This is a genomic window from Motiliproteus sp., from assembly GCF_965230735.1.
Lineage (GTDB): Bacteria > Pseudomonadota > Gammaproteobacteria > Pseudomonadales > Balneatricaceae > Motiliproteus.
Genome location: NZ_OZ246016.1, coordinates 3,114,903 through 3,141,522, shown reverse-complemented (window position 1 = coordinate 3,141,522; position 26,620 = coordinate 3,114,903). Strand labels below are relative to the sequence as shown.

25 protein-coding genes are annotated in these 26,620 nt (G+C 57.7%); 13 read left to right on the top strand and 12 right to left on the bottom strand.

The window, feature by feature from the left end; genetic code table 11:
- Positions 1 to 220 precede the first annotated feature (220 nt).
- The gene (locus ACO05M_RS14450) at positions 221 to 2,974 is read right to left on the bottom strand and encodes a cation-transporting P-type ATPase (protein WP_421864286.1); all 2,754 of its coding nucleotides are present in this window, start codon (positions 2,972 to 2,974) and stop codon (positions 221 to 223) included.
- Between the two features lie 480 nt (positions 2,975 to 3,454).
- The gene (locus ACO05M_RS14445; protein WP_421864283.1) at positions 3,455 to 3,760 is read right to left on the bottom strand and encodes a hypothetical protein; all 306 of its coding nucleotides are present in this window, start codon (positions 3,758 to 3,760) and stop codon (positions 3,455 to 3,457) included.
- An 837-nt stretch (positions 3,761 to 4,597) separates the two neighbouring features.
- On the opposite strand from ACO05M_RS14445, the gene ACO05M_RS14440 reads away from it, so the two are divergent.
- The 3 genes from ACO05M_RS14440 to ACO05M_RS14430 all read left to right on the top strand — a co-directional run bounded on the left by ACO05M_RS14440 (position 4,598) and on the right by ACO05M_RS14430 (position 8,717).
- Entirely contained in the window at positions 4,598 to 5,668 is a 1,071-nt protein-coding gene (locus ACO05M_RS14440; RefSeq protein WP_421864281.1) for a Glu/Leu/Phe/Val family dehydrogenase, read from the top strand.
- 118 nt (positions 5,669 to 5,786) lie between these two features.
- Positions 5,787 to 7,196: a sodium-dependent transporter gene (locus ACO05M_RS14435; RefSeq protein ID WP_421864278.1), complete on the top strand. Its 1,410-nt coding sequence runs from the start codon at positions 5,787 to 5,789 to the stop codon at positions 7,194 to 7,196.
- 303 nt (positions 7,197 to 7,499) lie between these two features.
- On the top strand, positions 7,500 to 8,717 hold the full coding sequence (locus ACO05M_RS14430; protein WP_421864276.1) for a CaiB/BaiF CoA transferase family protein: 1,218 nt from the start codon (positions 7,500 to 7,502) through the stop codon (positions 8,715 to 8,717).
- Between the two features lie 56 nt (positions 8,718 to 8,773).
- Here the strand turns inward: ACO05M_RS14430 and ACO05M_RS14425 are convergent, their stop codons facing one another.
- Positions 8,774 to 9,550, bottom strand: a complete 777-nt coding sequence (locus ACO05M_RS14425) for a HalD/BesD family halogenase (protein WP_421864274.1) — start codon at positions 9,548 to 9,550, stop codon at positions 8,774 to 8,776.
- Positions 9,551 to 9,689: 139 nt separating this feature from the next.
- Here ACO05M_RS14425 and ACO05M_RS14420 point away from each other — a divergent pair, with 139 nt between their 5' ends.
- From ACO05M_RS14420 to ACO05M_RS14405, 4 genes are all read left to right on the top strand, one after another.
- Complete coding sequence (locus ACO05M_RS14420; RefSeq protein WP_421864271.1) at positions 9,690 to 10,589, top strand: LysR substrate-binding domain-containing protein; 900 nt, start codon at positions 9,690 to 9,692, stop codon at positions 10,587 to 10,589.
- 178 nt (positions 10,590 to 10,767) lie between these two features.
- Positions 10,768 to 11,373, top strand: coding sequence for a ferritin-like domain-containing protein (locus ACO05M_RS14415; RefSeq protein WP_421864269.1), 606 nt, complete (start codon positions 10,768 to 10,770; stop codon positions 11,371 to 11,373).
- On the top strand, positions 11,370 to 11,783 hold the full coding sequence (locus tag ACO05M_RS14410) for a c-type cytochrome (protein ID WP_421864266.1): 414 nt from the start codon (positions 11,370 to 11,372) through the stop codon (positions 11,781 to 11,783). Before ACO05M_RS14415 ends, ACO05M_RS14410 begins: the two co-directional genes overlap by 4 nt.
- A 66-nt stretch (positions 11,784 to 11,849) precedes the next feature.
- Positions 11,850 to 12,551 carry an RNA polymerase sigma factor gene (locus tag ACO05M_RS14405; protein WP_421864263.1) on the top strand — a complete coding sequence of 234 codons (702 nt, stop codon included), beginning with the start codon at positions 11,850 to 11,852 and terminating at the stop codon, positions 12,549 to 12,551.
- Positions 12,552 to 12,692: 141 nt separating this feature from the next.
- Here ACO05M_RS14405 and ACO05M_RS14400 read toward each other — a convergent pair whose 3' ends face one another.
- The 5 genes from ACO05M_RS14400 to ACO05M_RS14380 all read right to left on the bottom strand — a co-directional run bounded on the left by ACO05M_RS14400 (position 12,693) and on the right by ACO05M_RS14380 (position 17,476).
- Positions 12,693 to 13,940, bottom strand: a complete 1,248-nt coding sequence (locus tag ACO05M_RS14400; RefSeq protein ID WP_421864260.1) for a Y-family DNA polymerase — start codon at positions 13,938 to 13,940, stop codon at positions 12,693 to 12,695.
- Entirely contained in the window at positions 13,934 to 14,353 is a 420-nt protein-coding gene (locus ACO05M_RS14395) for a LexA family protein (RefSeq protein ID WP_421864258.1), read from the bottom strand. Before ACO05M_RS14395 ends, ACO05M_RS14400 begins: the two co-directional genes overlap by 7 nt.
- Positions 14,354 to 14,421: 68 nt before the next feature.
- Positions 14,422 to 15,042: an alpha-ketoglutarate-dependent dioxygenase AlkB family protein gene (locus ACO05M_RS14390; RefSeq protein ID WP_421864255.1), complete on the bottom strand. Its 621-nt coding sequence runs from the start codon at positions 15,040 to 15,042 to the stop codon at positions 14,422 to 14,424.
- Positions 15,015 to 15,917: a ribose-phosphate pyrophosphokinase gene (locus tag ACO05M_RS14385; RefSeq protein WP_421864253.1), complete on the bottom strand. Its 903-nt coding sequence runs from the start codon at positions 15,915 to 15,917 to the stop codon at positions 15,015 to 15,017. The genes ACO05M_RS14390 and ACO05M_RS14385 overlap by 28 nt, the downstream gene beginning before the upstream one ends.
- Before the next feature lie 29 nt (positions 15,918 to 15,946).
- Positions 15,947 to 17,476: a thymidine phosphorylase family protein gene (locus ACO05M_RS14380; RefSeq protein WP_421864250.1), complete on the bottom strand. Its 1,530-nt coding sequence runs from the start codon at positions 17,474 to 17,476 to the stop codon at positions 15,947 to 15,949.
- Between the two features lie 74 nt (positions 17,477 to 17,550).
- Here ACO05M_RS14380 and ACO05M_RS14375 point away from each other — a divergent pair, with 74 nt between their 5' ends.
- From ACO05M_RS14375 to ACO05M_RS14355, 5 genes are all read left to right on the top strand, one after another.
- A complete protein-coding gene (locus ACO05M_RS14375) occupies positions 17,551 to 17,883 on the top strand; it encodes a 4a-hydroxytetrahydrobiopterin dehydratase (protein ID WP_421864247.1) in 333 nt (110 codons plus the stop codon).
- Positions 17,884 to 18,018: 135 nt separating this feature from the next.
- Complete coding sequence (purU, locus tag ACO05M_RS14370; RefSeq protein ID WP_421864244.1) at positions 18,019 to 18,873, top strand: formyltetrahydrofolate deformylase; 855 nt, start codon at positions 18,019 to 18,021, stop codon at positions 18,871 to 18,873.
- Between the two features lie 70 nt (positions 18,874 to 18,943).
- Positions 18,944 to 19,354, top strand: a complete 411-nt coding sequence (locus ACO05M_RS14365; protein ID WP_421864241.1) for a CBS domain-containing protein — start codon at positions 18,944 to 18,946, stop codon at positions 19,352 to 19,354.
- A 153-nt stretch (positions 19,355 to 19,507) separates the two neighbouring features.
- Positions 19,508 to 20,395, top strand: coding sequence for a DnaT-like ssDNA-binding domain-containing protein (locus tag ACO05M_RS14360; RefSeq protein ID WP_421864238.1), 888 nt, complete (start codon positions 19,508 to 19,510; stop codon positions 20,393 to 20,395).
- On the top strand, positions 20,346 to 21,122 hold the full coding sequence (locus ACO05M_RS14355; RefSeq protein ID WP_421864235.1) for a replication protein P: 777 nt from the start codon (positions 20,346 to 20,348) through the stop codon (positions 21,120 to 21,122). Before ACO05M_RS14360 ends, ACO05M_RS14355 begins: the two co-directional genes overlap by 50 nt.
- A gap of 88 nt (positions 21,123 to 21,210) precedes the next feature.
- Here the strand turns inward: ACO05M_RS14355 and ACO05M_RS14350 are convergent, their stop codons facing one another.
- Both ACO05M_RS14350 and ACO05M_RS14345 read right to left on the bottom strand, forming a co-directional pair.
- The gene (locus tag ACO05M_RS14350; RefSeq protein WP_165839957.1) at positions 21,211 to 21,372 is read right to left on the bottom strand and encodes a hypothetical protein; all 162 of its coding nucleotides are present in this window, start codon (positions 21,370 to 21,372) and stop codon (positions 21,211 to 21,213) included.
- A gap of 278 nt (positions 21,373 to 21,650) precedes the next feature.
- Positions 21,651 to 22,853, bottom strand: a complete 1,203-nt coding sequence (locus ACO05M_RS14345) for a patatin-like phospholipase family protein (RefSeq protein WP_421864232.1) — start codon at positions 22,851 to 22,853, stop codon at positions 21,651 to 21,653.
- A 531-nt stretch (positions 22,854 to 23,384) separates the two neighbouring features.
- Here ACO05M_RS14345 and ACO05M_RS14340 point away from each other — a divergent pair.
- Positions 23,385 to 23,696, top strand: coding sequence for a hypothetical protein (locus tag ACO05M_RS14340; protein ID WP_421864229.1), 312 nt, complete (start codon positions 23,385 to 23,387; stop codon positions 23,694 to 23,696).
- A 120-nt stretch (positions 23,697 to 23,816) separates the two neighbouring features.
- Here ACO05M_RS14340 and ACO05M_RS14335 read toward each other — a convergent pair whose 3' ends face one another.
- Positions 23,817 to 25,523 (bottom strand): LysM peptidoglycan-binding domain-containing protein, encoded by a 1,707-nt coding sequence (locus ACO05M_RS14335; RefSeq protein ID WP_421864226.1) that lies wholly within the window; start codon positions 25,521 to 25,523, stop codon positions 23,817 to 23,819.
- Positions 25,524 to 25,685: 162 nt separating this feature from the next.
- On the bottom strand, positions 25,686 to 26,483 hold the full coding sequence (gene gloB / locus ACO05M_RS14330) for a hydroxyacylglutathione hydrolase (RefSeq protein WP_421864223.1): 798 nt from the start codon (positions 26,481 to 26,483) through the stop codon (positions 25,686 to 25,688).
- Positions 26,484 to 26,620 lie beyond the last annotated feature (137 nt).

Genomic DNA, 26,620 nt, shown 5'->3' with positions numbered 1-26,620 from the left:
ATTATGCACAGTAACTGTGGATAACACTGTCCGTGGCTTGAGGGTATCCGTCTCAAGCCCCCGTGAGCCGTAGCGCTCAGCGTTGCGGTTCTTTTTTGTGCAATGCGCTCGAGTGGGCTGAAATCAACGATGGTCGGCCGATTGTCAAGAGGGTGGAAGGCCTGCTGATCGCCGTTCAAGGGCACTCAGCAGGCCGATATTAACCTCCCTAAGCCCACTGCTAGCAGGATTGCTTTTCCGGGTTGGCCTCAGCTTCGATGTCAGGGGTGGCATATTTGCGTCTTAACCACCACTTTTCCAGCCCGATCAGGGCGTAGATGCCGAAGCTGACGCTGAGGATATTCAACCACTCGGCGGCACCAATCGGAGCGCTGCCGAAGGCGGCGTTCATCATCGGGGAGTAGGTATAGAACAGCTGCAGCAGGATCATGCCGCTTACCCCCACCAGCAACAGCGGGTTCGAGAAGAAGCCCAATTTGAACACGGAATAACGCAGTGAGCGGCAGTTGAACAGGTAGAACAGCTCACCAAATACAAACACGTTAACCGTGACGGTGCGGGCGACCAGTTCGGATTCACCCTGGGCCAGTTCCCACTCGAACAGACCGTAGGCCCCGACCAGCAGCAGGAAACCCACCAGTAGAATCCGCATGATCAGGCTGCTTGACAGGATATTGCTCTGGGGGTGGCGTGGCGGCCGTTGCATGATCCCCGGTTCTTTGGGCTCAAACGCCAGCATCAGTCCCAGGAACACCGCGGTACTCATGTTGATCCACAGAATCTGCACCGGAAGAATCGGTAGGCTCAGGCCGGCGAAAATGGCGGTCAAAATCACCAGACCTTCGCCCAGGTTGGTTGGCAGGGTCCAGGTGATGAATTTGATCAGGTTGTCGTAAACGCCACGCCCCTCTTCGACTGCTGCACGGATCGAGGCGAAGTTGTCGTTGGTCAGTACCATATCGGCGGCTTCCTTGGAGACCTCGGTGCCGGTGATACCCATCGCCACGCCGATATCCGCCCGCCGTAGCGCCGGCGCATCGTTGACCCCGTCACCGGTCATCGCGACCACATCACCGCGTCGCTGCATCGCCTCCACCAGCCGTAGTTTCTGCTCCGGCGCAACCCGGGCAAAAACGGCCACATGGCCCACCACGTGCTCCACCTGCTCGTCACTCATTTCGGCCAGCTCGTGCCCGGTAACGGCGGCAAGCCGACCACTCTCAAGGCGCTTGCCCTCCAGGCCGATCTCCTGGGCAATGGCGGCGGCGGTCACGGCGTGGTCACCGGTGATCATCTTGACGCTGATGCCGGCGCTCTGACAGGCACCGACCGCTTCGACCGCCTCCGGACGGGGCGGATCGATCATTCCCTGCAGGCCGATAAAGGTCAGGCCTTCAGCCAGATCCCCATGGTTGATCCGATCCTGCGACTCAGCCAGCTCGATAAAGGCGAAAGCGAGCACCCGCATGCCGTTGGCGGCCATGGTTTCAACGTCGCGGTGACAGCCCGTTTTATCCAGCTCGGTCGTCTCGCCGGTTTCACCCAACGCATTGATACAGCGTGAGATCAGGCTTTCAGCCGAGCCTTTGAGGTACACCCGTCGTTTGCCGTCGGTCTGCTGATGCAGGGTGGCCATGTACTGGTGCTGCGACTCGAATGGAATGGTATCGATCCGCGGCAATGCTTGTTGCAGGCCATCCGACGTCAAACCGGCTTTGTAGGCAGACGTGATCAGGGCACCTTCGGTAGGGTCGCCTTCGATTCGCCAGCCTTCGTCGGCTTCCACCAACTGGGAGTCATTGCACAGCAGCCCGGCTTTGAGGCATTCGAGCAGGGCGGGGTGACTCTGAGGCAGGTAATCCTCGTCGTCGAGGCGGAAGCTTCCTTCGGGTGCGTAACCAACCCCGGAGACCGACAATTTCAGTCCTGCAGCATGGATCTCCTGAACCGTCATCTGGTTCTGGGTCAGGGTGCCGGTTTTGTCCGAGCAGATAATGGTGGTGCTGCCCAGGGTTTCCACGGCCGGTAATTTACGGATGATGGCATGGCGCTTGGCCATCTTGCCGACCCCGATCGCCAGGGTGATGGTCAACGCCGCCGGTAAGCCTTCCGGGATCGCACCAACCGCCAGCGCCACGGCCGCCATAAACATATCGATCCAGGATTCACCCCGCAGGATACCGACCAGAAAGGTGAATGCGGCCAAAGCCAGAATCACCCGCAGCAGCAGATGACTGAACTGGCTGATGCGCCGAGTCAGCGGGGTGGCCAGTATTTCGGCGGTAGCGATCAGTTCGTTGATGCGACCGATTTCACTGTGATCTCCGGTGGCGACGACCACACCAGTGGCGGTGCCGTAGGTGACCAGAGTTGAGCCGTAGGCCATATTGCGGCGATCGGCCAGTACACAGTCTTCGGCCACCGCGCCAAGTTGCTTCTCGACCGGCACGGATTCGCCGGTCAGGGCCGATTCGTCGATCTGCAGTTCTCGTGAGCGAAGCAGACGAATATCCGCCGGCACCTTGTCACCGGACTGCATCACGACAATATCGCCGGGTACCAGCTCGGTTGAGGAGATACGCTGCTTCAACCCGTCCCGAATCACCGTGGCTTCGCTAACCATCGCCTGGGACAGCGCGCGGATCGCCTTCATCGCCTTGGACTCTTGCAGGAACCCGATCACGGCGTTGACCAGTACCACGCCGAAAATCACCCCGGAGTCGACCCATTCCTGCAGCAGCGCGGTGATCAGCGACGCACCCAGCAGGATATACACCAGCGGTTGATTGAATTGCTGCAGAAACAGCAGGAAGGGGTTTTGGTCTTGCTTCTGGGTCAGCGTGTTAGGGCCGACCTGATTCAGCCGCCTTACGGATTCATCAGCGCTAAGGCCCTGATCAGCTTGGCTGTCGAGCAGCTGCTCGGCTTCAGATTCGGTCAGCGCGTGCCAGTTATCTCGGCGTGCAGGGGACATGTCTTGAACTCCTTTCAATTCATGGTCAATGCATCGATCGAAGCGCTGAATTCAGCGACTGCCTGGCATTCGTGTCCCCAGCGCTATCCTGATTATGCGCCAGGCTTGTGCGACGCACAATTGATCTGGAGCATTCAATAGACTGTCCTTTTATTTCAGCGCCAGGATTTTAAGTGGCTGGCTTATAGGCGTGAGAAGCCGTACTGATGGCAGCCGAATTCGATGCTTAGCTTTAGCTATTCACAGAAAGTGTGGATAAGGTTGTCTGCGAGCTGAGGGTAATGGGCCCAACGTCCGATGGAGCCTGGGATAGCGGGAAGCGTTGTTTTTTTGTGCAGCAGGTCGATAAATAATCAATGGCACTGCCTGGCGATAGCTGGAGCAGGTGGTTATCAAGTCAGGCTTGGGGCCGAATCCTGGCCCCGATGGACGTCTTGCTCTGATCTGAAATAACGGGGTTGCCTTGCTGAACCCCCATCACTAGCGGTAGAAGAGTTGTTCCTGGCTGACGCCCTGCTCACCAAAGCTGATCAGTCCTGCGCCTACGACCTCGCCGATCTGCCATTTGCACCAGGCTTTCTCGCCGTTAACGCTGACTTCGGTGATCTCCATCGAGCTACCAATCCCTTTTAGGGTATCGATATACGCGGGCAAATCGGCTTTCGTGTGAAGCACTCCATCCTTATCGAGAAGCTGATAATCCTCCGTGACGTTTGCAACGATGGTCGCGGCATCTAGGCTACTGAAGCCTTGTGCGTAACTCCCTAACTTATCTTCAGCGGACATGGCCTTTCCTCCTATCGGTGTCGGGCTCTGCGGTTATTCGAGCACCTTGAAGCGTAGCCTATTAGGGTTTTTTGTCGTGCTTCCCGGTATCTGGACTAGGCGGAACCAGCAGGGCGACTCCAAATAGGCTGTGTCTGCTGCCGTTGAAAATATCACTATCGACAACTTTGTTTGACATGGCACCGACATAGCTCAGCTTGCCTTATCCCCAATTGCTGTGGATAGAGTTGTTGGCAGCTTTTGCTTAGATGGCTGTAGGCCTCTAAACATCAGGGGTTGGCTGGTTAGGATAGAAATTGAGCAGTGGCTTTGGGTGTTGCTTGGTGCCTTGAGACCGGAATATTTCTGGGCACCGTTCAGGATCGAACTAACAGGTAGAACGAAACCTTGATGTAAAAAATACTTGACGAAGTGTTGTTGGCGAGCATAACGTGTCCACCTGCTCGCCCCACAAGGGCGGCAGCAATAACAGATAAACGGTCGTACCGGCCGGATAAAAATAATTAAATCTGGTCCAAGCCGTGATCCGGCCTGGATTGTGGGTGAACGTCTATGTTTTCCGATCAACCGTCCGTTGGCGCCATTGCCTTCGAGGTTACCTCCATTGCCCAGGTACATCCCTGTACCTTCAGCCGCTCTCGCCGGCTCCCCAGCCCCAGCAGTTCTTGGGCGCACTCCATTACGCTTCTTGCGGATCCCGACCCGCTACTGAGCTAACACTTCGCCGATATCGGTTCGACCATGGCCTGTGTTTCGGCAGGGTTTGGCTCGGCTGGTTGTGCGTGTGTAACGGATAGACAGAGTTCTCCCCCAGATCTGAATTAAGGGATAAACACCATGAGTGTATTTAGTCATCCTGAGTTCGCTCAGCATGAACAACTGAATTTTTTCTGCGATGAAAAAAGCGGTCTGAAAGCGATCGTGGCGGTGCATAACACCAATCGCGGTCCGGCATTGGGTGGTTGCCGGATGTGGAATTACCGTAGCGATGAAGAGGCGCTGCGGGATGTGCTGCGGTTGTCCAAGGGGATGACCTACAAGTCGGCGCTGGCCAATATCGATCTGGGCGGCGGCAAGTCGGTGATTATCGGCGATCCCCGCCAGCATAAGGGCGACGCGCTGCTCGAAGCCATGGGGCGTTGTCTGGAGTCGATGGGCGATCGCTATATCGCTGCCGAAGACTCGGGCACTTCCGTGGCCGACCTGAAGGTGATGTCCCGTCACACCAACAATGTCGCCGGAATCACCGAGCGGATCGGGATCGACGGCAAGCCCTGCAACGGTGATCCGTCTCCGGCAACCGCCTACGGCACCTTTGTCGGTCTGCAGGCGGCGGTGAAGCACAAGCTGGGTCAGCAGGACCTGCGTGGCTTGCGGGTGGCGATTCAGGGGATCGGCAACGTCGGTTTCCGTCTGGCCCAGCATCTGGCGGCGGCCGGTGCCGAGTTGTTTGTCACCGATATCCATCAGGAGCAGGTGGCCCGAGCGGTCAGCGAACTGGGCGCGATCGAAGTGGGTGCCGAGCAGATCCTGTCGCTGGATGTCGATGTGCTGGCCCCTTGCGCGCTGGGTGCGGTACTGAATGACGACAGCATTCCCAACATCAAGGCCAAGGTGATTGCCGGTGCCGCCAATAATCAGCTGGCGGCCCCCGAGCATGATGCGATGCTGCGCCAGCACGGCATTCTCTATGCCCCGGATTACGCCATCAACGCCGGCGGTATTATCGATATCTTCTATGAGCGGATCGGTCATGATCACCTGAAGGTTCTGGCTCATATCGAATCGATCACCGACACCCTCGATGAGATCTTCCGTCGTGCCGACCAGCAGGATCGTCCGACCGGTGAGGTCGCCAACGAACTGGCCGAGGAGCGCTTTATGGCGCCGGAGACGGTCAACGCCTGAGATTCAAAAGACAACCATCACTAACGGATTAGTCAGCGCCACTGCCTGCGGGACTCCATTCCAAGGGCAGAGGTGGGTGACAACCTTTACTCCAATAAAAACAACAGGAGAGACAACGGTGACACAGATCATCCAGGACTCCGCCGCCTCTGCGGCAACAGACACAGCCAAATCCCATCCGATGTGGTCTTCACGGATGGCCTTTATCCTGGCCGCCAGCGGTTCTGCCGTCGGCCTGGGCAACATCTGGAAATTCCCCTATATCACCGGCGAGAATGGCGGTGCCGCTTTCGTACTGGTTTACCTGCTCTGTATTGCGATCGTCGGGATTCCGATCATGATCGCCGAAGTCATGATCGGCCGTCGCGGTGGCGGCAGCCCATTGCAGAGCATGCGCAAGCTGGTGGCCGACAGCGGACTATCGTCGCGCTGGAAGTGGCTGGGTGGCATGGGCATGCTGGCTTCGTTCCTGATTCTGTCGTTCTATTCGGTGATCGGCGGTTGGGCGATGACCTATGTGGGTAATTCGGTCAGCGGTAATTTTGTTGGTGCTACCACCGAGCAGATCGGTGCGATCTTCGGCAACCTGCTGGGTAATCCTGGCGAGCTGCTGCTCTGGCACACGCTGTTCATGTCGCTGGTGATTCTGATCGTGGCCCGCGGCATCCGCTCCGGGATGGAAAAAGCGATCAATATCCTGATGCCGCTGCTGTTTGTATTGCTGCTGGTGATGGTCGGCTACGCCATGAATACCGACCACTTTGCCGCCGGTTTCAGCTTCCTGTTCAGCCCGGATTTCTCCAAGCTGACCACCGACGGCGTACTGACCGCGCTGGGTCATGCGTTCTTCACCCTCAGCCTGGGGATGGGCGTAATGATGGCCTACGGTTCCTACCTGCCCAAGCAGGTCTCGATCGTGAAGACCGCGGTGACCGTATCGGTGCTGGATACCGTGGTGGCGCTGCTGGCCGGTCTGGCGATCTTCCCGCTGGTGTTCGCCAACGGCTTGGAGCCGGGTGCGGGTCCGGGACTGATCTTCCAAACCCTGCCGCTGGCCTTCAGCCAGATGCCCGGTGGTGTGCTGTTTGGTACCCTGTTCTTCGTGCTGCTGGTGGTGGCTGCGGTGACGTCGGCGATCTCGCTGTTGGAACCGGTGGTTGAGTGGCTGGAAGAGAAGCCGGCTATCTCCCGTTTCGGTGCGACGCTGATTGCCGGTCTGTCGGTCTGGTTGCTGGGTATCGTCACGGTGCTGTCGTTCAACGTCTGGGCCGATGTGACGCCGCTGGCGATGTTCGAGCGCTTCGAGGGCAAGACCCTGTTCGACCTGCTCGACTTTGTCACCGCCAACCTGATGATGCCGCTGTCCGGCCTGCTGGTCGCTGTGTTTGTCGGTTGGTTTATGTCGAAGCAAATCACCGAAGGTGAGCTGAAGCTGGGTAACGGTTTGGCGCTGAACAGCTTTATGTTTGTGCTGCGTTTCCTGACACCGGCTGCGGTTTTGGTGGTATTCGTCTATAATCTGCTTTGAGTCGGCTGAGCGCTGACTCTATTCCAAGCGCAACGGGCTACCTCTGAGAAGGTGGCCCGTTTAGGTTCTGGGCCTCTCCGGCGCCCTGTTTATGGACCTTTTCTTCCCTGTTTGCTGCCGTTTTCTTTGCGGCTTCTCCTACATCTCCTGTTGCTCCCTGTTTGGATTCGGCGCAGAGGGTCTCCTTGGTGAGTGATTCTGTCATCTTTAGTGAGCTGTTGAGTTAGTTTCGGTCGTTTTTTGTGTCATGTTGGTTCGGCATAGTGGGGTTTCCCCCTCACTGACTGACTGCAGGATGCCGATATGCCGTTGAAATCACTCAAAGTGCTCGACTTTTCCACCCTGCTGCCTGGGCCCTACGCGACCATGATGCTGGCCGACCTGGGTGCTGAGGTCGTACGGATCGAGGCTCCCAACCGGGTTGATCTGCTCCGACATTTGCCGCCGTTGCTAGCAGAGGGGGAGAATCAAACCTCGGCTTGCTTTGCGACCCTGAATCGAAATAAGCGGGCGATGGCGCTGGACCTGAAAAATCCCGCTGCGGTCGAGGCGATCAAACAGATGATCGGTGACTACGATATTCTGGTGGAGCAGTTTCGTCCGGGGGTGATGGCTCGCCTAGGGCTGGGGTATGACGAGCTGGCTCGGATCAATCCACGTCTGATCTACTGCTCGATCAGCGGCTATGGTCAAAGCGGCAGCCATCGGGATCGGGCCGGTCACGATATCAATTATCTGGCCTTGTCGGGGTTGGCTGGTTACAGCGGTCGAGCCGAAACCGGGCCGGTGTTGTCGGGCACCCAGATTGCTGATATCGCCGGTGGCTCTTACCCGGCGGCGGTGGGGATTCTGGCCGCGGTGATCGAACGGCAGCACTCGGGACGGGGGCAGTCGATCGATATCAGCATGACAGACGGTGCGTTGGCAATGAACGCACTCTTTGGTGCCAACTGCCTGGTTAGCGGTAAGGACCCTCAACCCGGCAGCGAGTTTTTGAACGGCGGCAGCTTCTACGGCTATTACCGTACCGCCGATCAGCGTTATCTGGCGGTGGGCAGCCTGGAACCGCCATTTCTGAAAGGGCTGTTGCAGGCACTGGGTAAACCGGAGTGGATTGGGCGGGCGTCCGACACCCACCCCGAGGCGGTCGACGCGTTCAAAGCCGATATCCAGTCTATTATCGAAACACGACCGTTGCAGCATTGGTGTGAGGTCTTTGCCGAGCTCGATGTCTGCGTCGAGCCGGTATTGAACTTCGGTGAAGCGGCGGATTCGGAGCTGTTCCGTAGCCGTGAAATGTTGGTCGAGGTGCCGCTTGCTGAACGGCAGTCTGAGCAGGAATTCGAGCCACAAAGGGTTCGTCAGATCGGCTGTCCGATCAAGTTCTCCCGTAGCCGCGCCGAATACCGCAGCATAGGTTCGCCGCTGGGAGCCCACACTCGCGATGTTTTGCGTGAGCAGGGATTCTCCGATGAACAGATCGAGCGGATGCTGGCCGCCGCGGATCAGACCAACGCCTAATCCGCGGACTTATCTTCCAGGTGCCTTGGTTCGAAGCTGTTAAGATCGCACCTGAGTTAGAGCCGACCGTAAAAGGTCAGGCGGGCGGATTCGGACAGCGCGATACCCGGTTCGGAGTTGTAGGCCAGCACGACCAGCATCCGGGTCTTGTCGCCTTTAACCGGCGTGACCCGGTGCAGGGCATTCCTGCCGCGGAACATCGCCAGGGTGCCGGCGCCGGCCTGCAGGGTTTTAACCTGGCGTTTGCCGTCCAGAACGTCACCCACCCCGTCATAGTTCATCTCGCCCCGATCGGCATCGCGCAGATTCTCGACATATTCGAAGCTTCCACCCGCTTCCGGACTCTGGATCAACAGGGTGATGGCAAAGGAGGAGTTGTCAAAGTGCCAGCCCAGCTCCTGGCCCTGGTCGGCGTAATGCAGGTTGATCGACGACATCGGGTCGGCATAGTTGTACAGCCCCTGTTCCCCCAGCACGGTGGCAAGGAAATCACGGAACGTCTCGGCATCATAAAGGGTGCGAAGCGGTGAATCCGCATCGATCTGATCGTCGGTGATACAGCCTTTGGAGGACTGGACCGGTCGGTTTCTCGGGTGGTCGTCCGCAAAGTCCGGGTCCGGGTCTTTGAGGTAGACGTTGTGATCATCCTTGGAGTAGTAGGCCAGGTGTTTCTTCTCGGCACCTTCCCGGCAGATCCTGACCAGCGCCTCGGCCGAGATAAAGTCCGGCAGGACCAACGCACCGTGCTCATCCAGATGCTGTTTACAGCGTTGTTGGAAGGAGGTGTCGGAAAGCGGGTACTCGTTGAACTGAATGATCTGCTCTAGTTGCATGTTGTGCCTACCTGTTTTATTTGTTTAAAAACAAAATAAGCTAATGATATAAGTCATATCTAACGATATTTATTGATCTTATCCGTAAGAAAACCTTAATGATGGGGTGAGTGCTGATGCTGTGGCGAGAGACCCGTTGATGAAAACCAGACAGATTCCACCGTTGAAGGCGTTGCTGGCTTTTGAGGCTGCAGCCGAAGCCGGTAGCTTTGCCGCGGCGGCCGAACGCTTGTTTGTGACCCCAGCGGCGGTCAGCCAACAGATCAAGGTGTTGGAACAGCAGCTGGATATCGCGCTGTTCGATCGTTCCAAGTCCGGGGTCAGGCTAACCCGGGCAGGGCAGAGTTATCTGGTCTTCATCCGTGAGGCACTGGAGAAATTGCGTCTGGGTCAGCAGCAGATCGAACTGTTTCGACGCGTCGATGTGCTGACCATTACGGCGTTGCCGTCGGTGGCTTCGAACTGGTTGATGCCGTTGGTGTTGCAGTGGATGGAGCTCAACCCCGGGCTGCAGGTTCGGGTGGAGGCCAGCCACGCCCGGGTTGATTTCAACCGCTCGGTATCGGATATCTGTATCGGCTACGGCGAGTCGGGCTATGCCGGTTTGAACAAAGAGCTGCTGTTCACCGATTCGGTGACGATGGTCCTCAGCCCGCAGCTGCTGGCAACCGTTGCTGAGACCCCGTCCCTCGAAGCGATCGCCCAATTGCCCCGGATCCATATCGACTGGGGCGAGGACAACGACAGCCTGCCGGATTGGGAGGATTGGCTGCAGGCCGCCGGGCTGGATATCGCCACTTCGAAAGCGGGACCGCGGTTCAACCTGTCGAGTATGGCGATCGACGCCGCCGTACAAGGCAAGGGGTTGCTGCTGGGGCAACGGATGCTGATCGCCGACGAATTGAAGGCGGGTCGACTCGTCGCTCCCTGCGAGATCAGTCTGCCATTGGGGCGGGCCTATTACCTGGTTTATCCGAAGCGAACCCTCGATAACGCCAATGCTCGGCGTTTTATCGATTGGTTACTGGCATCCCTTTAACCCGGCTGGCCCCTGATCTCCGATAAAGCCTGGAAACACTACCAACCATTTTACCTGGGACAGGTTTTTTCAACGCGTTGGGAACCTTCGTTCGTCCAGCTGCATCCTGTTGGTGAAGAGCGAGATATTTCTCGCCAACCAGGGCCCATCAGGCCCCTTATTACCAACGGAGAGCATCATGAAAATCCTACAGTCAAAAGTATCCGAATCGGGTTTGGTAGAAACGATGTCGGCACGCTCGCGCCGTAACTTCCTGCTACGTACTGGGGCTGTGACTCTGTCTGCAGCCGGCGTAGCGATGCTCAGCGGCTGCGTTAATGCCGGCAAATACGGAACCGCAGATGGGGCTGTCAGCCAGGATGTTAAAATACTCAATACCGCTATCGGTGCCGAACATGAGGCCGTGGCGGCCTACCAGGTGGGCGCCGAGAGTGGCTTGTTGAGTAACGATGTGCTGAAAGTGGCGGTGCAGTTTCAAGGGCATCACAAAGAACATATCGAAGCCCTTGCCAAAGCCGTGATGTCGATGGGCGGCACGCCGGCTGAGCCGAAGAGCGATTACGGCTTCCCCGTCCATCAGCTCAAAAACCAGACCCATGTACTGGAGTTTGCCGCAGGGTTGGAGCGTGGGGCGGTGAGTGCTTATGCCGGAGCGATTCCGGTGTTCGACAACCGTGATCTATCCCTCGCTGCGGCCAGTATTCTGGCCGATGAAGCGATGCATTGGGCGGTGTTGCGTCACGCACTGGGGCTGGATCCCGTGCCGGGTGCATTCTTCTCATGATGCCGACGGTCTCCTTCGGTACCGCGCTGCTGACGGTTGCCGGCCTGCTTGCCGATGTCTCGACAGCGAGCGCTGAGATGTCCGTGTCGATGAGCGGAGACGCGAGGCACGGTAAACAGCTTTACGCTCAATGTGTCGGTTGCCACTCCCCGGAGCGTCACCGAACAGGGCCTAAGCATTGTGGATTGATCGGTCGTCAGGCCGGGGCGGCAGCGGGCTTTGATTACTCCAAGTCGATGCGTGAATCGAAACTTATCTGGTCAGTCCGGACGTTGGATTCGTTTCTATTCTCCCCTTTGGGCTACATACCCGGCACCAATATGGGGATTGCCGGGATTAAAGACGACCATGACCGTAGTGATTTGATCGCTTACTTAATCGCGATGAACCAATGGTCTGAATGTCGCTAGGTCGCTAGGTCGCTAGGTCGCTAGGTCGCTAGAGAGTAAGAGAACAAACAGAATGGGAGGGCTGTGATGACGATCGCAGCACAACAGCTAAAGATACAAACACTGATGGGTTGCTCCGACGCTGAGCTGGTGACGCGTATCCTGCAGGGGGAGACGAACGCTTATGAAGGTATTATGCGACGCTACAACCAACGGTTGTTCCGGGTAGCTCGAGGCATCGTGAATAGCGATGCAGAGGCCATGGATGCGATCCAGGAGGCTTATATCAAGGCCTTCGAGCAACTGGAGCGCTTGCAGTCGATCCCGGCGTTACCCGGTTGGCTGTCGCGTATTGCACGCAACGAGGCGCTGCAACTCCTGCGACGTAATCAGCGTAATGTCGCCATGGCCCCCGAGGAGCTGGAATCGGTTGTGAAGCTGACGGCGATGACAAAGAACTACAATGGACCGGATAGCGAGGTCGCCAACAAGCAGCTGGGGCAATTGCTGGAGAGTAATATCAATCAGTTGCCCGACAGCTTCCGCAGTGTCTTTATCCTGCGGGCGATCGAGCAATGCAGCGTACGTGAGACGGCGGAAATACTCGATCTGGAAGAGGGGACCGTAAAAACCCGTCTCTTCCGCGCCAACGCCCTGTTGCAAAAGCAGCTGAGCTTGCATCTCAGTGAATCCGGCGTGGCGCTTTATGAGTTTGCCGGACATCGCTGTGATGCGGTTGTTCGAGGGGTGCTGGCACGGTTGCTGCGCCAACGCAGGGGTGGTGATTAAGCCCTAGCCAAGGGGCTGAAGCTGACCCCACCCTGAGCCCGTAACCGATCGTACGGAGGCATTCGCTGCTTGAGCCGCTCATGGGGCAGTTCCGATACGAATGATCCACAAGGCCCAGGGTGCCATATCGTTGATCATGGGTTAGGTCACCCTAGGCAACTGGTCCCAACGGGTGGTGTAGGCCGGTGATCGTTTCAGCCGCTTCATCTGCCAGCCTGTGTGGATGCCGTTGCTGGCCAGAAACAGACCGCCGGGGTGGCGCTGGTTGATCTGATCCAGCGCCTGCATCAGACGATGATCACGCTCGCTCTGCTGGGTTTCCAGCAGATCCAGTTGCTGGTGGGCGGCGGGAATCAGCTCCAGCAGACCAACCCCGGCCTTGTAGTAAGGCAGCTCGGGACGGAACAGTTGCGGCAGGGCCTGCAGCAGCAGCTGTACCACCAGCCGGGTATCGTTGGTCGGGTAGGGCAGTCGCACGATCCCCGAGCGCGAATAGTAGATCGGATCGTAGCGGCTGGTCTGGATAAACAGCTGCACCGTGGACGTCAGCGAGTCCTGCTGCCGCAGTTTCTGCATCGCCCGGGTGGCATAGCTGCTGACCGCCTGCTGCAGCTCCGATAGCTGGTAGACCCGTTGCCCGAACGAGCGGGTGCTGAAGATCTGCTGTTTGGGTTCGGGTAGTTCGTCAAGCTCGAGGCAGGGTTCGCCGTTGAGCTCGCGCAGGGTGCGCTCCAGCGTGACACCAAACTGTTTGCGCAGCAGCTTGGGTGGCTGTGAGGCCAGATCCCAGGCGGTCGCCATCCCCTGTTCCTGCAACCGCGGGTAGAGCTTGCGTCCTACCCCCCAGACATCCTGCAGCGGAAAATTCCGCAATGCCTGGCGGCGCTGGGTCTCGGTTTCGATGGTATAGACCCCCCGATGGCTGGTGCTCTGCTTGGCGATCTGATTGGCCAGCTTGGCCAGGGTCTTGGTCGGGGCGATGCCGACCGAAACTGGAATCCGGACCTGGCGCCAGACATCGCGCCGGATCTGGGCGGCGTAGGAGCGACTATCCACGGTCAGGCCCTGCAGCGACAGAAAGGCTTCGTCGATGGAGTAGATCTCCACGTCCGGGGTGAAGTCGGACAGGCACTCCATCACCCGGCGCGACAGGTCACCGTAGAGTTCGTAGTTGCTGCTGAACACGGCAACGCCTTGCTGCCGCAGCTGCTCGGCGATCTTGAAGTAGGCCCCGAAACCGGGGATGCCCAATGCCTTGGCCTGACGGTTACGGGCCACGATGCAGCCGTCGTTGTTGGACAGCACCACGATCGGTCGGCCACGAAGGTCCGGCCGAAAGACCGTCTCACAACTGGCGTAGAACGAATTGCAGTCGACCAGCGCTAGCACTGCTGGTACCTCACCGAGGCGGTGACCACCCCCTCGACGGTAAAGCCGCACTCATCGGTGATCGGGATGCTTGGGTAGCGCTTGTTGGCCGGCATCAGACAGCGCTGCCTGGCATCGAGGATTTTGCAGGTCAGCTCACCATGGATCGCGGCGATCACCACCAGGCCGTGCCGGGGCTTGATCGAGCGGTCGACGATCAACAGGTCACCCGGATAGATACCACGGCCGATCATCGAATCACCTTCGGCCCGGACGAAAAAGGTCGCCGCCGGGTGTTTTATCAGGTGGCTGTTGAGATCCAGGCTGGCTTCCAGGTAATCGTCCGCCGGGCTCGGAAAGCCGGCGGAGACCCGGTTGCTGAACAGCGGCAGCGGTTGGGCCGAGAGGGGGCTAAGGGGGTTCAAAATCTTCATGAACTCATAATACTGTTTATTTATACAGTATTGTAGTGGGGCTTAACTCAGGTTGCCCGATGGGCTGCTCAGGATTGGATGATCCGGCGAAAGGTCAGGTTGATCCGCGGCTGGGTCAGCCGGGTGCGTTTGGGCAGGGCGTGTTGCCAGTGGTGTTGGGTCGAACCGGCCATCAGCAGTAAGGATCCGTGCTCGAGCAGCAGTTCGTAGCGCTGGATCGGGTCGTCACGGCGGCGCAGCTGGAACGGCCGCGGCTGGCCCAGGCTCAGTGAGGCGATCACCGGATTGGGACCGAGTTCGGGTTCGTCGTCGGCGTGCCAACCCATGCTGTCGACGCCGTTGCGGTAGAGGTTGGCCAGCACGGCGTTGAAGCGCTGGCCGGTCTGCTGTTCGAGCTGTTGCTTCAGCGCCAGTAGTGGATCGGGCCAGCCCTGGGCGTACAGACTCAGGCCGGAATAGCGGTAATGCAGCCCCGGGTCGCCATACCAGGCCTGCAGCCGGGGGATCGGGGTTTCACGACCGAACAGCCGGATACGATCCTGACGCCAGTCCAGCTGCTGTTGCAGCTGGGCGAGGTAATGGTCAGCCTCGACGGCGGATAGAAACTGGGCCTGGTAGTGCAGCTCCGCGTCGGCCAGTCCGGTGGCCGGCAGCGGCTGGGTCAGGCTTCGGGAGCGGCTTGCAGCCATGCGCGCAGCGGTTCGGCCAGGGCGGATGCGATCTCGATCTGATTGGACGGGTGGGGGATGCAGTTGGTGGTGATCACCTCGGCCTGCTCACTCAACTCCCGGTAGGCGTCATCGGCAAAGATGCCGTGCACCCCGATACAGATCGGTTGCCCCAGTCCCTGCCCGGCCAGCTTGGACAGGGTGCTGAGCATGGTACGGCCGCTGGAGATGATGTCGTCCAGCAACACCGGTCGGTAGCCCTGCCAGCGCTCGACCTGGGGCAGCGAAACCTCGACATCACGATCGCCGCGACGGGTCTTCTCCAACACCACGAAGGGGGCACCGGAGAGTCGGGAAACTTCGCTGACCCACTGCTCGCTCTCACTGTCCGGACCGATCAGCAGCACCGATTGGTTCTGATTTTTGAGCCAGTCGGCGATCAACGGCGCGGCGGCTACGACCCGGGTGGGGATTTGATAGACCTGATCCAGGCTGGTGATCCGGTGCAGGTGCGGATCGATGGTGATGAGAAAATCCACGTAATTAGAGATCAGCTTGGCGAACGGAATCGCATTAACGCACTCGCCGGGTTGGAAGCGCTTGTCCTGGCGCATGTAGCACAGGTACGGGGTGATCAGCGCGATCCTTGTGGCCCCCAGGTCGCGCAGGGTCTCGGCCAGAAAAAGCAGCGGCATGATTTTCGGATCGGGATCGAACAGGTTGCACAGGATCAGTGCGGTCTTGTCCCGGCAGTCGCTATCGACGCGCAGGTAGGTTTCCCGGTCCGGGAACTGGCGGCTGTTGAGCTGACCGGGTTCGATATAGAGCTGCTCGGTCAGTTGGTTTGCCAGCGCCGGGTCGCTGTCGAGGTTGAAAAGGATCGCTTGCTGCTTCAAGGGCTGTCTCTTTGTCGCTTGGGTTGTCACTAAGATTTTGGATCGGGTTGGAGCTGGATCAGTTCCGGATGAGCATTAAGGAATTCGACCGCGTAATCAAGTTCCCCCGGGCTTTCGGCGTGTAGGGTCAGCAGGGTTTCTCCCGGTTTGACGCGCTCGCCCAGGTGTTTGTAGATCACGATCCCAGCGGCTTTGTCGACCGGCGCGCCAGCCAGCTTGGCGGCCTGGGACAGCAGGCGGTTGTCGATCGCGACCACGCTACCGGCGCAGTCGGCCTGCAGGTTGTAGCGGTAGTTGGCCACCGGGGGCTGGCGCAAGCCGCCCTGAGCCTGGCAGATCGCCTGGAAGCATTGCCAGGCTTGCCCCCCTTCAAGAGCTTGGCGGGCCTGCTGCTGTCCTTTTCCGGCGGCGGCCGCCTCGCTCATCTCCAACAGCTCGCCGGCCAGCAGGATGGCGCGCTCCTTCAAGTCCTGCGGTGCCTGCGGGCTGTTTTTCAGCACCGCCAGGATATCCTGGGCCTCCAGCGCCGGGCCGATACCTCGACCGACCGGCTGACTACCGTCGCTGAACAGCACCCGAAGTCGCATCCCCAGCGCCTGGGCGACAGTCCGTAGTTGCTCGGCCAGGCGCTTGGCCGATTGCTGATCCCGCACCTTGGCGGTGGGGCCGACCGGAATATCGATCAGCACGTGGGTGGCGCCGGCGGCGATCTTTTTCGACAGCACCGAGGCGATCAGCTGCCCTTCGCTGTCGATATCCAGTGCCCGTTCCACCCGGATCAGCAGGTCGTCGGCCGGACTGAGCTGGACCGAGCCGCCCCAGGCCAGGCAGCCACCGTGCCGGCGGACCACCCCCTGCATCTGGCTCAGGCTCAGGCTGACTTCGGTCAGGGTCTCCATGGTATCGGCGGTACCGGCCGGGGAGGTGATCGCCCGGGACGAGGTCTTGGGCATGGTCAGCCCGAGCGAGGCTAGAATCGAAACCACGATCGGGGTGGTGCGGTTGCCCGGCAGGCCGCCGACGCAATGCTTGTCGACGATGATATCGCGCTGCCAGTTAAGACGACTGCCGCTGTCCACCATGGCCCGGGTCAGGGCGATGATCTCGTCGGTGTCCAGCTTGCGGTCGCCGCAGGCGGTGATAAAGGCGGCCAGATGGACATCGGCGTAGCGACCGGCCACCACGTCGTTGACGATGGTGCGGATCTGCTCCTCGTTGAGTTTGTGGCCGAACACCTTGGCACGCAGATAGGAAAGGGACTCCAGCGGCTTGGGGTGACTGACCCAGACCTGATCCCCGTCGGCCAGCTGCATATGCTGCCAGGCCGAGTCGGAGAAGCCGATCTCGTAAGGGGTTAACTGGCTGCCGCGGACAATGTGTAGGGTGGCGATGATCGAGTGGTGGTCGCTGTTGACCCGCACCCGTGACAGCGCGGAAAACCCCTCGGAGTGGCAAACATAGCTATCCTGATGCAGGTAGATGGTGAGTTCCTGATGGGTGTCGATATCCAGTTTGCGAGCGGTCAGGGTCAGCAGGCGTTGTTGCGGGTTTTTCGTCATCCAGGTTGAGGTCCCGTCAAAGTTGGTCTTTAGTGAGTATAACAAGCGATCTGCTGCGGCAGTGGGAGGAAACGATGAGCGATTTAACCAAGCAGCAATGCGAAGCCTGCCGGGCTGATGCGCCGCGTGTGAGCGAGCAGGAGGCACAGCAGCTGCTGTTGCAGATTCCGCAGTGGAATATTGTCGAACGCGACGGCATCCCGAGATTGGTACGCCGTTTCGAGTTCAAGAATTTTGTCGATGCACTGGCGTTCACCAATGTGGTCGGCGAGTTGGCCGAGCGCCAGGGCCACCATCCGGACCTGCTGACCCGCTGGGGTAGCGTCGAAGTGCAGTGGTGGACCCATAAAATCAAGGGATTGCACCGTAACGATTTTATCTGCGCGGCCCAAACCGATAGCCTGTAAGTCGCGCTGGCCGATGCTCATTTGTGCCTTTTGGGGGATAACAATAAACAGATAAGTTGCTAAAATGCCGACGGAATTCAGCCACCGTACTCATTTTCTTCCGGTGGCCGCGCTTGGAGGTTGAGCTAGAGGTTTATGGAACCGCGTTACCGTTTGGTTATCTCGTGCCCGGATCGGGTTGGCATCGTCGCGATGGTCAGTAATTTTCTGTCTAGCCATGGCGGCTCGATCACCGAAGCCAGCCAGCACTCGGACAGCTCCAGCGGCTGGTTCTTCATGCGCTATGAGATCAGTACCCGCAATCTGTCCTACTCCCTCGAAGAGTTGCGCGAGTCTTTCTCGCCGATCGCTCAGTCTTTCAATATGAACTGGTCGCTGACCGACTCAAGCAAACCCAAGCGGGTGGCGTTGCTGGCCAGCAAGCAGGCCCACTGTCTGTCGGACCTGTTGTACCGCTATCACAGCAACGAACTGGATTGCGAGATTCCCTGTGTGATCTCGAATCATGATGATCTGCGCAGCATGGTCGAGTGGCATGATATTCCCTACCACCATGTACCGGTCGATAAGAACGACAAGGAGCCCGCGTTCCGGGCGATGGAGCAGCTGATCGAGGAGCATCAGATCGATACCATCGTGCTGGCGCGCTATATGCAGATTCTGCCGCCGGCACTGTGCGAGCAATATGCGTCGCGGGTGATCAATATTCATCACAGTTTCCTGCCCTCCTTTGTCGGTGCACGGCCCTATCACCAGGCCCACGAGCGGGGTGTTAAGCTGATCGGTGCCACCTGCCACTATGTGACCGAAGAGCTCGACGCCGGGCCGATCATCGATCAGGATGTGATTCGGATCACCCATAACGACAGCGCCGAGGATATGGTTCGGCAGGGTCGTGACGTAGAGAAAACTGTGCTGGCGCGGGGGCTGCGCTGGCATTTGGAGGACCGGGTTTTGGTCCACGGCAACAAGACGGTCGTTTTTGCCTGAGTCTTGACCCTGACGGTCGAACGGGACGGCGATCCAACTCTGCCTCGGCAGAACTAGAAGGAGCAGTTACATGCTAAGAAGTGTCAAGGTTGAAGATTACATGACCACTCAGCTGGTTACCTTTAAACCGGAAACCGAGCTGTTCGATGCGATCAATATCTTCTCCGAGTCCAACATCTCCGGTGCGCCGGTAGTGAACGACCGCGGTGAGATGATCGGGATGCTGTCCGAGGTCGACTGCCTGAAGGCGATTCTGCAGCACACTTACCATGAAGAAGAGCATGGTGGCTGTGTCGGTGATTTTATGACCGCAGAGGTCGATACGGTGACCAGTGACGCCGATATTATCTCGTTGTCTGAGCTGTTTATCGAAGGCCGTCGCCGCCGGATGCCGGTATTGCGTGAAGGAAAACTGGTCGGACAGATCAGCCGCAAGGACGTGCTGCGCGCCGTCAGTGACTTCGTTTCGAAGCAGAAGTAATCGTTGCTGTTGACCCGGCGCCGCTGTTTTTTAGGCGGTGCTGGTTCGATCGCTTGTGTTATCATCGACGCTTTGAACAACAGGGTAGCTCGGGTCCGTATACGCGGTTTATCTGCGTGAGGCTTCGTGCTGAGCTGCCTGGTAGCGTAGTCGATGAGTTCTCTGTTTCCTGAATCTCCCATCCTTTTTTATCCCTCGCTGGGACAGCGTTTTGGTGCTGAGCCGGCACTGTTGCTGGCGATCTACCATCAGTATCTACAACACCATGGTGCTCCCGATAGCGAAGAGCGGCTGGTTGTCCGCTTACGTCGACGAGAGTGGTTGCTGTTGGCGCCGTTCTGGGATGAGGATCGCCTGGCTCAGCTGACCAGTGAGCTGGTTGGATTTGGCGTGATCGAAGCTCAGTTTCAAGCCAATGGCGCCATTCAACTGATGTTGCCCGGAGTCGCTGATCAGGATCAGCATGCTGAGGCGCCTGCACCTGCGGGTCAGGAAACGCTCGTGCCTGACGAGCCGCAAAGTATCGCGCCGAGTATGGCGGAAACGCCCGCCCGAAATCCGGATCATTGCCTCGACTCAGAGCCGTCGGCGGTGCTCGGCAGTTCGGTTGGACGAGGCCCCGCCCCAAGCTTCGGTGGCAGTACCGGATGGGCCAGGCCCAAGGATGATCTGGAGCGGCTATTCGAACGGCAGGAGCGGCAGAAACAGCAACTGGCCGAGATCGCCCATGACTGGCAGCCCGGCGCTGATACGTTGCGTCGACTGGCCAAGAACAATATCTCCGAAGCCTTTGCGCTGGCCTGTGTGGATCAGTTCGTGACCTACTATCTGGGGCAGGGCAAACGCAAGACCTCCTGGGAGCAGCCCTTTATGAAGTGGGTGTCGCGGGAGTGGATCAGTGCCCAGCAGCAACAATATCGTCAGCACAGCCAAGAGAAACAACAGGGGAGCAGCGGTGAAAGAGATCAAACACGTGCTCGACAAGATAAGCGTGAGCGGATCACCCGAGCAGCAATGGACATCCACAACACCGACTGGTGATCGGGCTCAGTCTCAGGCAACTGATCCGATTCCGGTTGAAACCAAACAGTTGGTCAACATGCTGTTTGTACGGCTGATGACCATCTACGGCCACAAGTTCAAGAGCCTGTTTCAGGATGAGTCGGAGCTGCGGGTCGCCAAGCGCGAGTGGGCCTTGAGTCTTCGGGGCTACACCGAGCGCGATATTGTCGAGGCGATCGATCGCTGTAAAGAGAATTTTGTCTGGCCGCCGACCGTCGCCGAATTTCTGCAGTTATTGAAGCGCGATCTGGCCGATTACGGTCTTCCCGAAGTGTTGCGGGCCTATGTGGAAGCCTGTCAGCACGCGGATCAACCGAGGCAGCATGATTGGAGTCATCCGGCGGTCTACTTTGCCGGTCGGGCGACCGATTGGTTCCGGTTGCGCACCGAAGATAAACCGGAGGTGTTTCCGGATTTCGAACACCACTACCGCCAGTTGTGTCGCCGGGTGATTGAAGGTGAATCCTTAGAAGTCCCGCTACCGCAAGCGCTGCCGGATCTGAGCAGTAATAGCTTGGCGCTCTATGTTCAGCAGTGGGGGGAGACGCAGGGAGTTACTCCGGAGCAGGCGGCAACGCTGCTGTACTACCTGCAAAAGCCTGAAGGTAGTTTGGTACGCGAGCACTTCCGAAAGCAGGCGCAAACGCGTGCTGAAAGCTGGGGCTTGAAGCTGAATTTACCGACCAAGGTGGGTGAGGGCGTTTAGCGAATAGCGTCATTCTATCGAGCTCTCATCGAGAGCGAGACGAATAAAAAAGCCGGGTTGAGTCCCGGCTTTTTGGTTTCAGATGGCCTTAGGCCAGTTTGAACTCGAAACGGCGGGTGCCGTACCAGCGTGTCTGTCCCTGATCGTTCTCGATTAATACCGAGTTGCTTCCCATTTTGACGATTGTGTATTCGTAGCTGGAAGTCAGCTGATCTTCAAAACCGTCATTACAGATGCATTCGATGATCATTTCAGGCTCCTTACATCATCATGTTTATTATTGTTGGCCTGCGGTGCAAAAAAAGATGAGGCCAAAAGGGCGGTTGTGCCCAGTATTCACATAACGGTAGCGTTGTTGTGCTACGCGGAATGCAGACCTGAATATACGGGTTTTCCCGAGGGGGTAAAGTGGTTTTTTGTCCGGCCTTGACTTTAATCTAGTTTTTTCGATTTTAAATAGTTATATGTCGGATAACTATTTGATATGGAAGAACAAAGTGGCTTCTAACTGCTTGATTGGGATGGGTTTTAGGGATTGCTGGTAACGAGCTCTGATTTGGAGGGATCTTCGTTGCTGGGGAGCTGACAGGGCTCTGAGAAGAACCGCTTGATGCTGTCCCGCTCCCACATGGTGTCTTTGTATCCCAGGTCGATCAGCGCTTGGCAGAAGGGTTGGGCAAACAGCAGATAGCTGGCTGCCGTTGCGCCGCCTCCTTTGGCCGTTGCACCGACGGCGCGCATAAAGAAGCGTAGGGTTCGAGGCAGATAACGAATTTTTTGACCGGCAATTTTATCGAGTTCTTTGCTGGGAGAGATGACCAGGCTGTCCACCTGTTTCAGCGGCAGCCCCTGTTCAGCCCGTTGGTCGGGATCGATCAGAGCAATTAGCTGGTTGATCCGTTCCAGCCGCTCGATATCGCCCTCCAGCGAATCGATAAAGGCACTGGCAAGCAGGTGGCCCATGATCTGAGCCATTGAAGGTGAATGGCGGGTGCGTCGGCGCTTGCCCCAGTGCTGCGGGTTACGGTTGCCACTGACACCGACAACAAAGACCCGCTCGGCCCCCATATGCAGAGCAGGGCTGATGGGAGCCAGTTGACGAAGCGCACCGTCACCGAAATATTCACGATTGATGCGTACGGTCGGAAAGATGGTTGGAATGGCCGAGGAAGCCATCAGGTGATCGACGCTGAGTTTGCAGGGGTTGCCGTGTCGACGATGTCGATCCCAGGGCACGATACGGGGGCTACCCTGGTAAAAGCTGACCGACTGCCCGCTGCTGTAGCCCATTGCGGTGACGCATACCGCGTCAAGCTGTCCCTGGGCAATGCCGAGATCAATCTGGTCAAACTGGATGCGGTCTTCGATCAGTTGCCGTAGAGGGCTGTTGTCCAGCAGTGATAGCGGTCGGTGCCGGCCCACCCCTTCGTTGAATAGCGAAGCGCCCAGGCGGGAAAAACCGCGAAGCAGCGCCCATAGATCGGCTCTGTAGATCTGTGCCGGTGTGAGGTCTTGCCAGATCTGTTCCAGGTCGGCCACCGCTTCGCTGAAGTTTCCCGTATGGCAAGCCAGTGATAATGCGTTGATAGCCCCGGCAGAGGTACCGCAGATGATTGGGAAAGGGTTGGGTGCATCGTCCGGTAGGATTTCCGCCAATGCCTTGAGCACGCCTACCTGATACGCCGCTCGAGCACCACCACCCGATAGGATCAGCGCCCGCTTGATTGGCATGCAGGGTTGTTCTGCTTGCACACCCCTTGCTCGCCGAAAGAGTACATCAATCTTCTCTCGCATACTTTGAGTATAGCGATACTGTGGGAAATGCCAGAAAACACCTGTTCAAACAGCTTGTTGTGTAACTAACGGAATGTAATGTTTCGAAAAAAAAAGTTTCGATCTGGTAAAGTCGGGAGAATCTGGGTCGATACTCAAAATAGTGATTCATGAACTATGCTTAGATGAATATGTCCGTAGCTTAGATAAGCACCTGGAAGTGCAGTGTTTTGGCTTCAGAATCTCTCGGTGTTATTGACTCTTTATCGGTCAGGGCACAATATGGGATTGATCAATTTTAAGGCACTGTATTGGCTAAGGACGGTCATAGATAGGCCAAGTAGTTGTTTAGCGGGAAGCTGAGCGGAATTAGTTAATCGATCGTAATAAAAAAAGAACCTCAGTTACGATCTGTCCAGTGAGAGTCGAGCGATGGACAAGGACTTAAAATCTCTTTCAGATGTGTGGTTAGAGCTACAGCTGGTGACCATGAGTGCTGATCTGTCTCCTGATGATAGACAGCGATTAGAGCAGTTGCTGGAACATCTCAAAGAGCATGTAAACCATAATCAAGAAAATGAGCGCAAGATGATTCTGCGTTGGTTTACTTCAAGGTTGGGCAATCGGCTTTTCTCCAACCACTATCGCCAATTGCTGTTGGAACTGGCCAATCTGATGTCGTCGATCTGGGTTGGTTCGCCCAATTTCAGGAGCAGCGAAGAGGTGCTGAACTGGCTTCAGGAAACCTCGGTGCCCAGCAATGTTGCCCACCTGGATGAACATCGCAAAGAGCAGGCCTGATACCCGACTTTTAGTTCAGAAACTAGAAGCTCAAGTACGATAAAAAAGCCCCGCCGATGCGGGGCTTTTTTTGTTGTATCGCGATAGGACTGTTCAACGGGTAATAGCGCGGGTTTTTCGCTAGTTTCTGATCTGGGTGACATCGACGTAAAGTGTCAGCATCTGTCCTGGCTTCAGATATTTGGCTTTGGCCGCTTTGCTGTTCCAGCGCTTGATATCGTTCAGACTGACATTGAATTTGCCGGCGATACGAGCAAAGGAGTCGCCGGAACGAACCCGGTAACCAATCTTGCGAACCACTTTACGGCTGTCGCCGGAAGCAACATTTTGGTTTGAAACCGTGCCGGCGGGTTGCCAGATCACCAGTTTTTGACCGATCCTGAGCGGATCACCCGGGGCCATCTGATTCCAGGCTGCCAACTGTCGAACGCCAACCCCGTGAGCACGGGCGATCTTCCAGAAACTGTCGCCGGAGCGGACTTGGTAACTGAGCTTGGCTTTACCGGAGCGAAGGGCAATGCGTTGATTTTTCTTCTGCTGCCGCTGTCCCTGGCTGTAGGCGTACACACCGGCCTTGGCCGACGCTTTAGGAATCAGCAGCATCTGTCCAATTCGAATTGTATTGCCGCGCAGCTTGTTGCTGGTCCGGATGGTTTCGACGGTGGTGTTGTTACGCTTGGCGATGGCGATCAAGCTGTCACCGGAACGGACCTTATAGCGTGCCCAGCTAACCCGTTGTGCAGGGGGGTATTCGCTCAGTGCCTGACGGAAACCTTCTGCTTTATCTACCGGTACCAATAGCTGGTGCGGGCCTTCCGGGTCAGTGGCCCATTGGTTAAATCCGGGATTGAGCAGATAGAGCTCTTCGATGCTGATCTCCGCCAGCTCGGCCGCTTTAGCCAGGTCGATCTGGGAGCCGGTGTCTACGGCAGCAAAGTAAGGCCGGTTAGGTAGCGGCTTCAGGCTCAGGCCGTAGGCTTGCGGGTTGTCGAACAGCTTGGCCAGAGCCAGCAGTTTTGGGACATAGGCGCTGGTCTCTTTGGGGAGCTTCAGCGACCAGAAGTCGGTTGGCTTGTTGCGTTCGCGGTTCTTGCGGATCGCCTTGGAGACATTGCCGCCTCCGGCATTGTAGGCGGCCAGTGCCAGCAGCCAGTCGCCATCGAAACGCTTATTGAGCAGCTCCAGATAATCCAGCGCAGCCTGGGTCGAGGCCTGGATATCACGGCGGCCGTCATACCACCAGCTGTGCTTCAGTTTAAAGCGCTTGGCTGTCATCGGGATGAATTGCCAGGGGCCGGCGGCGCGACCGTGGGAGTAGGCAAAGGGGTCGTAGGCACTCTCGACGATGGGAAGCAGAGCCAGCTCGGCGGGCATGCCGCGGCTGATCACCTGCTCGAGCACGTAATAGTAGTAGCGGCTGGCACGGTCAGCCATCCGGTCCAGATACTTGGGGTGACGGCTGTACCACTTCAGCTGTGCCTGGATGCGGGGTTGCTCGATTGTATGATCCAATGCGAAATGATCGCGCGTACGCCGCCAGAGGTCGTTGCTGACCGCGGTGCTTTCGGTCTTATTCGCTTTGGCAACCTTGGTCGTGGTCGGCTGATCCGCTTCATTGAACTGCTGGTAAGCCGGGGTGATAGCCGGTACGGCCAGCTGTTGTTCCAGCGAAGGCCGAGTCGACGCCTGAGTCGAAACGGCTGAAGGCTTGGTGTCGGGGGCGGATGCCGGTTGAGTGTCTTGGCTCAGCTGCGTCAGGGTCTGACAGCCGCTGACCAGCAGGGTTGAGATAACTAAGGCTAAGTATTTCGGCTGTAAATTCACCATCCACCCCGGCGTGTTGAGTCGGGCGGATCGGGTCAATCCCCTGTGGCCCCCATGATTAATGCGCTAGCATTTTTGATGCAGTGCGCAGTTTAGGGAGCCGGGGGTTGCCTGGTCAAGGGTTCAAAGGAGTAATCCGCTACTCGATTGATCTGGATTGGCGGCTTAGAAGTTGTCCTTCCAGCGCCGGATGGTGGCGAGTACCGCGGCTTCATCGTCGCAGCCATCAGGCTCACGGCTCTGGGCGGCAGAGATGACGGCAGGTTGGTCGTAGCGCATGAAGGGGTTGATGCGCTTTTCCTCGTCCAGGAGACCGGGAAGCGTCGGTTGCGCTTGTTGGCGCAACTGTTGGCAGCGCTCAATACAGGCTGCAATGTCTGGGTTTTCAGGTTCGACCGCGGCGGCGAAGTTGAGATTGCTTAACGTGTACTCATGGGCGCAACAGATTTGGGTGCGGTCGGGCAGGCTGCGGAAAAACTGCATCGCCCGATGCATCTGCTCGGCACTGCCTTCAAATAGGCGTCCACAGCCGGCGACGAACAGGGTGTCGCCGCAAAAAAGTTGTACTTGGTCTTGTGGATCAGTGTAGGGCGTGTAGTAGGCGATATGGTCCAGGGTGTGGGCCGGGACGCGTTTGACGTCGAGTTTCTGGCCGAGCAGCTCAATCTGGTCCCCGTCATCAAGGGGAGTGTTGATTCCCTGAAACGGAGAATCAGATGGTCCATAGACCTTAATCTTGTCATTGGGTTGTGAGGCGAGCAGTTCGGCGACACCTCCGGTGTGGTCCGGATGGTGGTGGGTAATCAGGATGGCGGCGAGACGAAGCTGATGCTGTTGCAACCACTGTAAAACAGGAGCGCTTTGACCGGGATCGACGGCAACGACCTGGCCGGGAGCATCAGGGCGTTGCAGCATCCAGATATAGTTATCCTGAAATGCGGGTAGCGGGTGCAGTTGAAACATGTGCAGTCTCCTGACATTTGGAATCCGAAATCTCCTATAATTAGACGCACTTTTCTGCTGGATCGCCACCCCTGCGGATTCGTCGTCGACTGTTGAATCGAGCATCGGCATCCGGCTCTGGTAAACAACAGGTTATG